The following is an 11,715-nucleotide window of genomic DNA, read 5'->3' on the forward strand; positions in this document are numbered from 1 at the left end:
GCGGGCCGGCCCGGGCGGCCGGCGCTCTCTCCGGTCACGGTGTCTCCTGGATGTCGGGGGTGGTCTGGGCCAGGCCCAGCAGTCGGGCGGTGAGGGCCTCGCCCTCCTCGGGCGAACCGGTGATGACCATGATCGTGTCATCCCCGGCGATGGTGCCGAGCACCTCGGGCCAGCGTGCGTGGTCGACGGCGGCCGCGAGGTAGTTCGCGGCGCCCGGAGGGGTGCGTACGACGACGAGCTGCGCGCTGCTGCGGGCGGTGACGAGCAGCTCCTCGCACAGGCGTCGCAGCCGGTCGTCGATCTCGACGCGGCCGACGGCCGCACGAGGGGTGCGGTCACCCCCTTCGCCGGGAAGGGCGTAGACGAGGTCACGCCCGATGCGCACCTTCTCGGCGCGCAGCTCGAGCAGGTCGCGCGACAGCGTCGCCTGGGTGACCTCGATGCCGTCGGCGCTGAGCAGGGCCAGCAGCTCGGTCTGGCTGCGCACGGCGTGCTCACGCAGCAGCTCGGCGATGCGCGCCTGTCGCCCGGGCCGGGTCGCGGGGATCATGACGAGGCGGTCAGGAGGAAGGTCAGCAGGGCCTTCTGCGCGTGCAGGCGGTTCTCCGCCTCGTCCCAGACGACCGACTGGCCACCGTCGATGACCTCGGCCTCGATCTCCAGCCCGCGGTAGGCCGGGAGGCAGTGCAGGACGATCGCGTCGGGGGCGGCGTGCGCGAGCAGCTCCCGGGTGACGGCGAAGGGGGTGAAGGGCGAGGTCTCGCCGGTACGGCCTCCCTTCTCATCCTCCATGCCCATGGACACCCACGTGTCGGTGGCGACGACGTCGGCCCCGGTCACTGCGCCCACCGGGTCGTCGGTGACGAGGACGGAGCCGCCCTGCTCGGCGGCGATCGCCTGCGCCCGGGCGAGGACGTCGGCGGTCGGCTGGTGGGTCGCCGGGGTGCCGATGCGCACGTGCATGCCGGCCATCGCGCAGGAGAGCAGGTACGAGTGCGCCATGTTGTTGGCACCGTCCCCGACGTAGGCGAGGGTGCGGCCGGCGGTGCCGCCCTTGTGCTCCCGGATCGTCAGCAGGTCGGCGAGCAGCTGGCACGGGTGGTAGTCGTCGGTGAGGGCGTTGATCACCGGGACCTCGACGTGGGCGGCGAGCTCCTCGAGACGGTCCTGGCCGTGGGTGCGCCAGACGATCGCACTGACCTGGCGGCCGATGACCCGGGCCACGTCCGCGATGGACTCACGGGTGCCGATCTGGGCGAGGCTGCCGTCGACCGACATCGGGTAGCCCCCCAGCTCCGCCACGCCGGTGGCGAAGGAGAGCTGGGTGCGCAGCGTGGGCTTGTCGAAGATGACGGCGACCGCCCGGGGGCCGGCCAGGGGCTGCTCCGCGTGGCGCTCGGCCTTCAGGCGCGCGGCCAGGTCGAGGACGTGTGCCTGCTCGGCGGGCGTGAGGTCGTCGTCGGCGAGCATGTGGCGGGCGGTCATGGGGTCTCCGGGGTGGGCTGGGTGGCTGCGTCGAGGATCGCCGGGAGGGCGTCGACGAAGGTCGCGAGCTGGTCGGTGGTGATGATCAGGGGTGGGGCGAGGCGCAGTGCGTCGGGCGCCACCGGGTTGACGATGAACCCGTGGGAGCGCGCCGTGGCCGCGACGGCCGGTGCGATCGGCTCCGTGAGCCGGATCGCCCGCAGCAGCCCCGCTCCGCGCACCCCCGCGACCAGCGGGTGGTCGAGCGCGGCGACCCGGTCGACAAGGAACTGGCCTGCCTGCGCGGCGTGCTCGATGAGCCCCTCCGACTCGATGGTCGCGATGACTGCGAGCGCGGCGCTGCAGGCCAGGGGGTTGCCACCGAAGGTGGAGCCGTGCTGGCCGGCCGTGAGCAGCCCGGTGACCTCGGGCCCGAAGGTGACCAGACCGCCGATCGGCACGCCACCCCCCAGACCCTTGGCCACCGCGATGGCGTCCGGGACGACGCCCTCGAGCTGGTGGGCGAACCAGGCGCCCGTGCGGGCGATGCCGGTCTGGATCTCGTCGAGGACGAGCAGGGCGCCCGCCTCCCGCGTGATCTCCCGGGCCGCGGCGAGGTAGCCGGCCGGGGTCGGCACCACACCGGCCTCGCCCTGGATCGGCTCGAGAAGGACCATCGCGGTGTCCGGCCCGACGGCGGCGCGCAGCGCGTCGACGTCCCCCGCAGGGACGTGGGTGACGCCGGGCAGGAGCGGCTCGAAGGGCTCGCGGTAGGCCGCCTTGTGGGTCAGGGTCACGGCGCCGGTGGTGCGTCCGTGGAAGGCCCCACTCGCGGCGACGATGCCCGTGCGACCGGTGCGGCGGGAGAGCTTGATCGCGGTCTCGATGGCCTCGGACCCGCTGTTGGCGAAGAAGACGCCGGAGCCCTCGGGCGCCTCGGCGATCCGCAGCAGCGCCTCGGCCGCCTCGACCTGCGCGGGCGTGGTGAAGAAGTTGCTCACGTGCAGCGCGGTCCGGGCCTGCATCGAGACCGCGGTGACGAGGGCGGGGTGGCCGTGGCCCAGGGCGTTGACGGCGATGCCCCCGAGCAGGTCGAGGTAGCGGTTGCCGTCGACGTCCCAGACGTACGCGCCGTCCCCGTGGGAGAGGACGAGCCCGGGGACGCCGAAGACGCCGATGTGGCTGGCGCGGTAGCGCTCGAGGAGGGCCTGCTGGTCCGTGGAGACGGTGGTCATGAGGGGTTGCCCTCTCCTTCTGCGTCGTCGTCCGGTTCGCCGGCGGCCCCGGTGTCCCCCTCGTCGGGCAGGATCATCGTCCCGAAGCCCTCGGAGGTGAAGATCTCGAGCAGCATGGAGTGCGGCTGGCGTCCGTCGACGACGTGCGCCTGCGGGACCCCCTTGGTCACGGCCCTGATGCACGCCTCGAGCTTGGGGATCATCCCCGTGTCGACCCGGTCGAGCAGGGCACGGGCACCGGAGACGGACAGGTGCGACAGCAGCGAGTCCCGGTCGGGCCAGTCGGCGTAGATGCCCTCCACGTCGGTGAGGACCACGAGCTTCTGGGCGCGCAGGGCGACGGCCAGCGCGGAGGCCGCGGTGTCGGCGTTGACGTTGAGCACCTGGCCGTCGACGTCGAGGTCCGGCGCGATCGTGGAGACGACGGGGATGCGGCCGGCGTCGAGGATGTCGAGGACCGCGGCCGGGTCGACCGACTCGACGTCACCGACGAGTCCGATGTCGACGCTCTCCCCGTCGACCTCCAACCGGCGGCGGCGACCGCCGAAGAGCCCGGCGTCCTCGCCCGACATGCCGACGGCGACGGGGCCGTGCTGGTTGAGCAGGCCGACGAGCTCGCGGCCGACCTGGCCGGTGAGCACCATCCGCACGACGTCCATGACCTCGGGGGTGGTGACGCGCAGGCCGCCCTTGAACTCGCTCGCCAGACCGAGACGGTCGAGCATCGCCTGGATCTGGGGACCGCCGCCGTGGACCACGACCGGGCGCAGGCCCGCGTAGCGCAGGAAGACGATGTCCTGGGCGAAGGCGGCCTTGAGCTCGTCGTCGGTCATGGCGTTGCCGCCGTACTTGATCACGACGAGCGCACCGCGGAACTGCTCGAGCCAGGGCAGGGCCTCGACGAGTGTCGTCGCCTTGCTCCGGGCCACGCGCAGCGCCGCGGCGTCGATCGCGCCGCGCAGGGTGGTGTCCGAGTGCATGGTGGTGGTCTTCCTCGTGCGTCGGGCGGAGTGCGTCAGGTGGAGTAGGCGGAGTTCTCGTGCACGTAGTCGTGGGTGAGGTCGTTGGTCCAGACGGTGACCTCCTCGACCCCGGCGTGCAGGTCGACCTCGACGCGCACCTCGCGCGGCTCGAGGTCGACGCGCGAGCGGTCCTCACCGACCCCGCCGGCACGGCACACCTGCACGTCGTTGATGGACACGTCCAGCCGCTGGGGCTCGAAGGTCGCCTGCGTCGTGCCCACGGCGGCGAGCACCCGACCCCAGTTGGGGTCCTGTCCGAAGATGGCGCACTTGAAGAGGGTGTTGCGGGCGATGCTGCGGGCCACCTCGAGGCCGTCGTCCTCCGAGGCCGCGCCCCGGACCACGATCTCGATGTCGTGGTGGGCGCCCTCGGCGTCACCGATGAGCTGACGGGCCATGTCGGCGCACACCTCCCGGACCGCTTCCGTGAGATCGGCCCGATCGACGGCGACGCCCGAGGCCCCGGAGGCCATCGCGAGCACGGTGTCGTTGGTGGACATGCAGCCGTCGGAGTCGATCCGGTCGAAGGTGGTGCGTGTCGCCTCCCGAAGGGCGGCGTCGAGGTCGGCGGCGCTGGTCACGGCGTCGGTCGTGACGACGACGAGCATCGTGGCGAGCGCCGGGGCGAGCATGCCGGCCCCCTTCGCCATCCCGCCGACGCTCCACCCGTCCCGGGTCGCCGTCGCGGTCTTGGCGACCGTGTCGGTGGTCATGATCGCCTCGGCAGCGGCTGCTCCCCCGTCGTCGGCGAGGGCGCCGGCTGCGACGGTGACCCCCGCGGTGAGCGTGTCCATCGGGAGGAGCTCGCCGATGAGGCCGGTGCTGCACACGACGACGTCGCCGGCGGAGACGTCGAGCGCGGTGGCCGTGTGCTCTGCGGTGGCGTGGGTGTCGGCGAAGCCCTGCGCGCCGGTGCACGCGTTGGCGCCGCCCGAGTTGAGGACGACGGCGTCGGCACGACCGTCCGCGACGACCTGGCGCGACCACGTCACCGGGGCAGCCTCGACGCGGTTGGTCGTGAAGACCGCTGCTGCGTGACGGTCGGGCCCGTCGTTGACGACGAGCGCCACGTCCGGGCGCCCGCTCGGCTTGAGGCCGGCGGTCACGCCCGAGGCGCGGAAACCGGCGGGGGTCGTCGTGCTCACGGAGCCACTCCCGTCATCGGCAGGCCGGTCGTCTCGGGGTATCCGAGTGCGAGGTTCATCGACTGGACCGCGGCACCCGCGGTCCCCTTGGTCAGGTTGTCCTCCGCCGCGACGGCGATGACCCGTCCGCTGCGCTCGTCGAGGGTGACCTGGACGTGCACGAGGTTGGACCCGAGCACGCTCCCGGTGTGCGGCCACCGCCCCTCGGGCAGGAGGTGGACGAAGGGCTCGTCGGCGTAGGCCTGCTCCCACGCCGTGCGCACGGCGGCGGCGTCGACACCGTCCGTGGCGCGGGCGGTCGCCGTCGCGAGGATGCCCCGGGGCATCGGGGCGAGGGTCGGGGTGAAGGAGACGCTGGCAGCCCGTCCTGCCGCCCGGGTGAAGTTGCGCTCGATCTCGGGCGTGTGCCGGTGCACCCCACCGACCCCGTAGGGGCTCATCGCGCCCATGACCTCGGCGCCGATGAGGTGCGGCTTGGTCGAGCGGCCGGCGCCGGAGCTGCCGGAGGCGGCGACGACCACGATGTCCTCCGGCTCGATGACGCCGGCGGCCAGCCCGGGAGCGAGCGCGAGGCTGATCGCCGTCGGGTAGCACCCGGGCACGGCGATGCGCCGGGCCCCGACCAGGTCCGCGCGGTGCTTGGCCCCGCCCCCGCGCACGAGCTCGGGGAGGCCGTAGGGCCAGGTGCCGGCGAAGGGGGTGTCGTAGTAGTCCGTCCAGTCCTGCTCGTCGTCGAGACGGAAGTCCGCCCCGCAGTCGATGATCGTCACCTCCGGCGGGAGCTGCTCCGCGATGGCCGCCGAGTGGCCGTGCGGGAGGGCGAGGAAGACGACGTCGTGCCCGGCGAGGACCTCGGCGCCCGTGGGCTGCAGCACGCGGTCGGCGACCGGCTGCAGGTGGGGCGCCAGGTCACCGAAGCGGGTGCCGGCGTTGCCGGAGGCGGTGAGTGCGCCGACCTCGACCTCGGGATGGTTCAGGAGGAGACGGACGATCTCGGCGCCGGCGTAACCACTGGCCCCGGCGACGGCTGCGGTGATCATGATGAATGACTATACGTACGCATGGCGTGTCATGCAATCAGCCGAGCGGGTCGTCCGCGCCGTAGGGGAACAACCCCACGGTCCGGGCCTGCGGCTGCAGCGTCGGGGCCGCCGCCTCCAGCGCCGCGACGGTGTCCTCGCCGGCCCGGACCATGCGGCCGGAGAAGGCATCCAGACGCCCCTCCACCAGCGCGAGGAAGAGCTCGACCACCTCGCCCGGGTCGGTCCACTCCGTCCGCTCGTCGTGCCGCGGCATCGAGCGGGTCATGTCCGTGCGCACGATGCCGGGAGCCAGGTCGAAGACGTGGACCCCGCGGCCCTGCGCGGACAGGTGCGCGGCACCGGTGATCCGGCCGAGTGCGGACTTGGAGACGTTGTACGCCGAGGCGACCTCGCTCGGCTGGGTGCCCGAGCCGGAGTTGATGTTGATGATCCGCCCGGCCCCGCGGTCGAGCATGTGCGGGAGCACCGCACGGGTGAGCAGGTAGGGGCCGCGGACGTTGACCTCGATCGTGCGCCACCAGTCGTCGGGGTCGGACTCCTCGAGCGACACCTCGCTGTCCACGACGCCGGCGTTGTTGACGAGCAGGTCGATCCGCCCGTGGCGGCCCAGCACGTCCTCGATCCAGCGCCGGACGGACGCCGCATCGGTGACGTCGGCGACGGCACTCGAGCCGCGCTCGACGCGCCAGCCGGCCTCCTCGAGGGCGTCGGCGAGGAACCCGCCGATCCCCCGTGAGGCCCCCGTGACGACGGCGACCCCGGTCATCGCTGCTGTGCCCCCGCCGCCGAGGCGGCGGCCGCCACGGCCGTGTCCCGGAGGCGGCTGACCTCCTCGGTCCTCAGCGTGCGGTCGGCGCGGAAGGTCAGCCGGTAGGCGAGCGACTTGCGCCCCTCGCCCACCTGCTCACCGCGGTAGACGTCGAAGAGGGTGAGCGTCTCCAGCGCCCCACCGGCACCGGAGCGCAGGGCGGCCTCGACCGTGCGGGCCGGCACGGCCTCGTCGACGACGAGGGCGACATCGGTGTTGGCCACCGGGTAGGTCGACAGCTGCTCCGGCCGCACCGGCTCCCCCGATGCCCCGATGAGCACGTCGAGATCGATCTCCGCCGCGACCGTGCGCTCGGGCAGGTCCAGCCGGCCGACCACCTTGGGGTGCAGCTCGCCGGCATGACCGACGACGGTCCCGTCCGGCAGGGACAGCGCGACGCAGCGTCCCGGGTGGAAGGGCGCCCGGGTGGCCGCCTCGACCTGCAGGTCGAGGCCGAGGGAGCTCCCGACGATGCGGGCCCAGCCCACGACGTCACCCGCGTCGACCGCTCGCGCCGGTCCCCACGGCCCGGCCGGGACGGCATGGCCGGCCGCGGCGATGGCGACGTGCCGGGGTTGGCGGGGAACCCCCTTCGTGATCCGCTCGAGGTCCTCCGCGGAGGGCAGCACACCACCCGGGGGCAACGGGAGGGGCGTCACCCCGCTCGCCGTGACGAGACCGAGCTCGTAGAGGGCGACGTCGCGGTGACCACGCGAGACGTTGCGCCGCAGGGTGTCCAGCAGCGTGTCCAGGACGGAGGTGCGCATCAACGGCGCCTCCTCCTGCAGCGGGTTGGCCAGCCGGACGGTCTCCCGGCGGGGGTCGTCGGCCGTATAGCCGAGGTCGTCGTGGCGCTCGGCAGCCGTGAAGGGGTAGGAGAGCACCTCGACCAGGCCGCTGCCGGCGAGCGAGCGCGCGACGACCCGGCGGGCCCGCTGCTCGTGGGTCAGGCCGCGCCCGGCGCTCGCCCGGGGGACGACGGACGGGATCTGGTCGTAGCCCCGGACGCGGGCGACCTCCTCCACGAGGTCCGGCCCGTCGACGAGATCGGGGCGCCAGGTCGGCGGCCTGACGGTGAGGGCCTCCCCCGCGTCGGTGACGGTGCAGCCGATCGCGGTGAGCGTCGCGACCACCTCCTCGCGGGGGTGGTCCAGACCGATGTAGCGCGTGGGCAGGTGCGGGTCGATGGTGATGGTCGCCGGGACGATCGGGGTGCCGACGTCCGTCACGGTCGTGTCCGCGGTACCGCCGCCGTGCTCGACGAGCAGGTCGACGGCCAGCTGCGCGGCTGCCGCCGTCACCGCGGGGTCGACCCCTCTCTCGAAGCGCTTGGACGCCTCGGTGGCCAGGCGGTGGCGACGGGCCGAGCGCGCGACGGTGACGGGGTCGAAGTGCGCGGACTCGATCAGCACGTCGGTCGTGGCCGCGGAGACCTCGCTCGTCTCCCCACCCATGACACCGGCGATGGCCAGGGGAGTGCTCCCCCCGTCGGTGATGAGCAGGTCCTCGGGGGCGAGGGTGCGCTCGACGTCGTCGAGGGTCGTCAGCCTCTCGCCGGGCCGTGCCCGGCGGACCTCGATCGCCCCGGAGAGGGTGTCGAGGTCGAAGGCGTGCAGCGGCTGGCCGAGCAACATCATCACGTAGTTGGTCACGTCGACGGCCAGGGAGATCGGGCGCATGCCGACCTCGGTGAGCCGGCGGCGCATCCACTCCGGTGAGGCGGCGGTCGCGTCGATGCCGCGGACGGTGCGGGCCACGTACCGGTCACACCCGTCCCTGCCGTCGATCGGGGCGTCGTCGGCCAGGCGTACCTCGTACCCGGAACCGCTCGCCTCGGCGACGGTGACGTCGGCCGGGTCGTGGAAGGCGACCCCGGCGGAGAGGGCGTACTCACGGGCGATCCCGCGCATGGAGAAGCAGTAGCCGCGGTCCGGGGTGACGTTGACCTCGACGGTCTCGGCGTCCAGGCCCAGGACCGGGATGAGGTCGTCACCGGGCACCAGCCCGGCGAGGACGTCCGGCCGGTCGGCCAGGTGCTCGGTGAGGACGATGATGCCGTCGTGGTCCTCCCCGAGACCGAGCTCGAGGAGGGAGCAGATCATGCCGGCGCTGACGTGTCCGTATGTCTTGCGCGCGGAGATCTCGAAGTTGCCCGGCAGGACACCCCCGGGCAGGATCACCGCGACGAGGTCGCCGGCGTCGAAGTTGTGCGCGCCGCAGACGATCCCCTGGGGCTCACCCGTGCCATTTGCGGAGCCCACGTCAACCTGACACCAGTTGATCGTCTTGCCGTTCTTCTGCTCCTCGGGCAGGCGCTCGAGGACGCGGCCGACCACGAGCGGTCCGGTGACCCCGCCGCCGTGGATCTCCTCCTCCTCGAGGCCGACGCGCACGAGGGTGGCGGCGACGTCCGCCCCCTTCGCCTCCGGCTCGACCTCGGTCAGCTCACGCAGCCACTCGATGGGGGCCCGCATCAGATCTCCATCCCGAACGCGGCCGAGAAGCGCACGTCACCCTCGATGATGTCCCGCATGTCGGCGACGCCGTGACGCAGCATGAGCGAGCGCTCGATGCCCAGGCCGAAGGCGAAACCGGTGTACTCGTCCGGGTCGATGCCGCCCGCCGCGAGGACGCGGCGGTTGACCATGCCCGAGCCGCCCATCTCGATCCATCCGGTGCCTCCGCAGGTGCGGCAGCCGGAGTCCGCACCCAGGCACACCCAGCAGCGGCAGTCGATCTCGGCGCTCGGCTCGGTGAAGGGGAAGAAGTTCGGTCGCAGCCGGGTCTCGACCTCCTCGCCGAAGAGACCCCGGACGAAGGTGTCGAGCGCGCCGCGCAGGTGCGCCATCGTGACGCCCCTGTCGACGACGAGGCCCTCGAACTGGTGGAAGACCGGCGTGTGCGTCGCGTCGAGGTCGTCGGTGCGGAAGACCTTGCCCGGGCACAGCACGTAGATCGGCGGTTCGCGGTCGAGCATCGTGCGGATCTGCACCGGCGAGGTGTGCGTGCGCAGGATGACCCCGGCGTCCGGGGGCTCGACGAAGAAGGTGTCCTGCTCACCGCGAGCCGGGTGGTCCGGGCCGATGTTGAGCGCGTCGAAGGTCAGCCACTCGGACTCGATCTCGGGGCCCTCGGCGATCTCCCAGCCCATGCCGACGAAGATGTCCTCGACGCGCTCGGTCACCAGGCTGATCGGGTGCCGCGCGCCCAGTCGCGGGTGCGGTCGCAGGACGGTCAGGTCCTGCGTCTCCTCGACGAGGATCCGCTCCTCGCGCTGCTCCTCCAGCTCGGCCTGCCGGCCCGCGAAGGCCTGCTTGACCCTGCCCCGGGCCTGCCCGACGCGCTTGCCGGCGTCGGCCTTCGCGCTCGGCGGCAGTGCGCCGATCTCGCGGTTGGCGAGCGCGAGCGGGGACTTGTCCCCTTGGTGCGCCGCGCGCACCTGCTTCAGCTCGTCGAGGGTCGCGGCGCCCGCAGCGGCATCGAGAGCGGCCTGGACGGCCTCCTCGATCACCTGCGGATCGAGCGCGGCGACCTCGACCGGGTCGTAGTTCGTGTTGGGTCCTGACACGAGGCCCGAGTCTACGGTGAGCCCTGCCCGTGGGTCCCGGGGGCTTGGACTCGGCCCACGTCGTGGACGGTCAGACGCTCGCGCGGCACCAACGGCCCCTGCAGCAGCGTCCTGAGCAGGCGCGCACGCCGGTAACGCCGATAGGGCACGGCGCCCGACTCGTAGAGCTGGTGGAGGCGCCCGTCGACGATGACCGAGCCCTCCGCCATCGGGGGCAGCGCGGTGTCCCGGCCGTTCTGCGCCGTCCAACCCCGGTCCGCGTCGAGGTCCGCCGCCGCCACCCGGGTGAGGACCGAGGGCCGTGCCCGTCCCCAGCTGCGGGAGAAGTACGCGGTCCCGTCCTCCGCGAAGGCCACCCCCTGGGTCCGCGGCGGCACCGTGAAGACCGCACCGGTCTCGACCGGGGTCCCGTCCGCGTCGAGGTCGTAGCGGTACATCCGCTCGGGGCGCTCGCGCCGGAACCTCGCCACGTAGAGCCCCTCGTGGTGGGAGGTCACCGTGGAGCTGGCCCGGACCGGGACGGTCGCCAGCGGCTCGGCGATCCCCTGCCGCAGTACCGCGGTGTCGTGCACCTGCACCTTGCCTGCCCCGCAGACGTAGGTCCGGCCCGCGTGGAGGGTGACACCGCCGTAGTGGTCGAGACCCGAGAGCGGCACCCGCGCGGTCACCCCTCCCTCCGCGTCCGCGAAGACGAGCGAGCCGACATCGGGGGCGCCGAGGTCGTAGAAGGTGTAGACGAACTCCTCGTGCTCGGCGTCGTAGCCGAGTCCCTGCGGCACGTCCGTGCTCCCCGGGCGAAGGGGGATGACCGCCCCGGGCTCGTGGGTGGACGTCTCCGGGCGTCGGAGCCCGGGGAGACGACGGAGCAGGTGCATGGTCGACCAACTTACGTCCCGCCCCGCCATGGCGACCGCTCGGAGCACCGTCTTTTTCTTGACTCATTCAAGTATTGGTGGGATTCTTGTTGGCGATGAGCACCACCATGATCGACCCAGACGTCGCCGCGGATCTCCTCCGCGAGCACTCCATGCGGGTCACGGCCCCGAGGGTGGCCGTGCTGCGCGAGCTGTCCGCGCACCCGCACGCCGACGTCGACACCATCACCCGGTGCACACGCGAGCGCCTCGGGTCGGTGAGCACCCAAGCGGTCTACGACATCCTCGCTGCCCTCGCGGGTATCGGTCTGGTGCGCAAGTTCGAGCCGGCGGGCCACCCGGCACGGTTCGAGATCGAACTCGGGGACAACCACCACCACCTCGTGTGCCGTTCCTGCGGCACGATGATCGATGTGGAGTGCGCACCCGGCGAGGCCCCGTGCCTCGATGCCGCCGACGACCACGGTTTCGCCATCGACGAGGCCGAGGTCATCTACTGGGGCACCTGCCCCGCCTGCGCGACGGAGGCGGCCACCCGGGCCTGATCCACAACTG

At 72.8% G+C, this 11,715-nt stretch carries 11 protein-coding genes; 1 reads left to right on the forward strand and 10 read right to left on the reverse strand.

Features of this window, described 5'->3' with window-relative positions; translation table 11 throughout:
* Positions 1–34: 34 nt before the first annotated feature.
* From PVE36_RS09120 to PVE36_RS09165, 10 genes are read right to left on the reverse strand one after another with little or no spacing between them, the layout of a single operon-like run.
* Complete coding sequence (locus tag PVE36_RS09120) at positions 35–550, reverse strand: arginine repressor (protein WP_277451762.1); 516 nt, start codon at positions 548–550, stop codon at positions 35–37.
* Complete coding sequence (argF, locus tag PVE36_RS09125; protein WP_277451765.1) at positions 547–1,485, reverse strand: ornithine carbamoyltransferase; 939 nt, start codon at positions 1,483–1,485, stop codon at positions 547–549. Before argF ends, PVE36_RS09120 begins: the two co-directional genes overlap by 4 nt.
* Entirely contained in the window at positions 1,482–2,699 is a 1,218-nt protein-coding gene (locus PVE36_RS09130; protein ID WP_277451767.1) for an acetylornithine transaminase, read from the reverse strand. The genes argF and PVE36_RS09130 overlap by 4 nt, the downstream gene beginning before the upstream one ends.
* Positions 2,696–3,679 (reverse strand): acetylglutamate kinase, encoded by a 984-nt coding sequence (gene argB, locus PVE36_RS09135; RefSeq protein ID WP_277451768.1) that lies wholly within the window; start codon positions 3,677–3,679, stop codon positions 2,696–2,698. The genes PVE36_RS09130 and argB overlap by 4 nt, the downstream gene beginning before the upstream one ends.
* Positions 3,680–3,714: 35 nt before the next feature.
* Positions 3,715–4,866 carry a bifunctional glutamate N-acetyltransferase/amino-acid acetyltransferase ArgJ gene (gene argJ, locus PVE36_RS09140; RefSeq protein ID WP_277451769.1) on the reverse strand — a complete coding sequence of 384 codons (1,152 nt, stop codon included), beginning with the start codon at positions 4,864–4,866 and terminating at the stop codon, positions 3,715–3,717.
* Positions 4,863–5,906, reverse strand: a complete 1,044-nt coding sequence (gene argC, locus PVE36_RS09145; protein ID WP_277451770.1) for an N-acetyl-gamma-glutamyl-phosphate reductase — start codon at positions 5,904–5,906, stop codon at positions 4,863–4,865. The genes argJ and argC overlap by 4 nt, the downstream gene beginning before the upstream one ends.
* Before the next feature lie 37 nt (positions 5,907–5,943).
* Positions 5,944–6,675: an SDR family oxidoreductase gene (locus PVE36_RS09150; RefSeq protein WP_277451772.1), complete on the reverse strand. Its 732-nt coding sequence runs from the start codon at positions 6,673–6,675 to the stop codon at positions 5,944–5,946.
* Positions 6,672–9,191, reverse strand: a complete 2,520-nt coding sequence (gene pheT, locus PVE36_RS09155; protein WP_277451774.1) for a phenylalanine--tRNA ligase subunit beta — start codon at positions 9,189–9,191, stop codon at positions 6,672–6,674. The genes PVE36_RS09150 and pheT overlap by 4 nt, the downstream gene beginning before the upstream one ends.
* Positions 9,191–10,285: a phenylalanine--tRNA ligase subunit alpha gene (gene pheS / locus PVE36_RS09160; RefSeq protein WP_277451776.1), complete on the reverse strand. Its 1,095-nt coding sequence runs from the start codon at positions 10,283–10,285 to the stop codon at positions 9,191–9,193. Before pheS ends, pheT begins: the two co-directional genes overlap by 1 nt.
* A gap of 11 nt (positions 10,286–10,296) precedes the next feature.
* The gene (locus PVE36_RS09165; RefSeq protein ID WP_277451778.1) at positions 10,297–11,160 is read right to left on the reverse strand and encodes a hypothetical protein; all 864 of its coding nucleotides are present in this window, start codon (positions 11,158–11,160) and stop codon (positions 10,297–10,299) included.
* Positions 11,161–11,255: 95 nt separating this feature from the next.
* Here PVE36_RS09165 and PVE36_RS09170 point away from each other — a divergent pair, with 95 nt between their 5' ends.
* The gene (locus PVE36_RS09170) at positions 11,256–11,705 is read left to right on the forward strand and encodes a Fur family transcriptional regulator (RefSeq protein ID WP_277451780.1); all 450 of its coding nucleotides are present in this window, start codon (positions 11,256–11,258) and stop codon (positions 11,703–11,705) included.
* The last annotated feature ends 10 nt before the right edge of the window (positions 11,706–11,715 follow it).

This window comes from Janibacter sp. DB-40 (genome assembly GCF_029510815.1).
Taxonomy (GTDB): domain Bacteria; phylum Actinomycetota; class Actinomycetes; order Actinomycetales; family Dermatophilaceae; genus Janibacter.

Excerpts from the sequence above, each read along its gene's own strand:
- PVE36_RS09120 (WP_277451762.1), bottom strand. The coding sequence starts at position 550 with ATGATCCCCGCGACCCGGCCCGGGCGACAGGCGCGCATCGCCGAGCTG.
- argF (WP_277451765.1), bottom strand. The coding sequence starts at position 1,485 with ATGACCGCCCGCCACATGCTCGCCGACGACGACCTCACGCCCGCCGAG.
- PVE36_RS09130 (WP_277451767.1), bottom strand. The coding sequence starts at position 2,699 with ATGACCACCGTCTCCACGGACCAGCAGGCCCTCCTCGAGCGCTACCGC.
- argB (WP_277451768.1), bottom strand. The coding sequence starts at position 3,679 with ATGCACTCGGACACCACCCTGCGCGGCGCGATCGACGCCGCGGCGCTG.
- argC (WP_277451770.1), bottom strand. The coding sequence starts at position 5,906 with ATGATCACCGCAGCCGTCGCCGGGGCCAGTGGTTACGCCGGCGCCGAG.
- PVE36_RS09150 (WP_277451772.1), bottom strand. The coding sequence starts at position 6,675 with ATGACCGGGGTCGCCGTCGTCACGGGGGCCTCACGGGGGATCGGCGGG.
- pheT (WP_277451774.1), bottom strand. The coding sequence starts at position 9,191 with ATGCGGGCCCCCATCGAGTGGCTGCGTGAGCTGACCGAGGTCGAGCCG.
- PVE36_RS09165 (WP_277451778.1), bottom strand. The coding sequence starts at position 11,160 with ATGCACCTGCTCCGTCGTCTCCCCGGGCTCCGACGCCCGGAGACGTCC.
- PVE36_RS09170 (WP_277451780.1), top strand. The coding sequence starts at position 11,256 with ATGAGCACCACCATGATCGACCCAGACGTCGCCGCGGATCTCCTCCGC.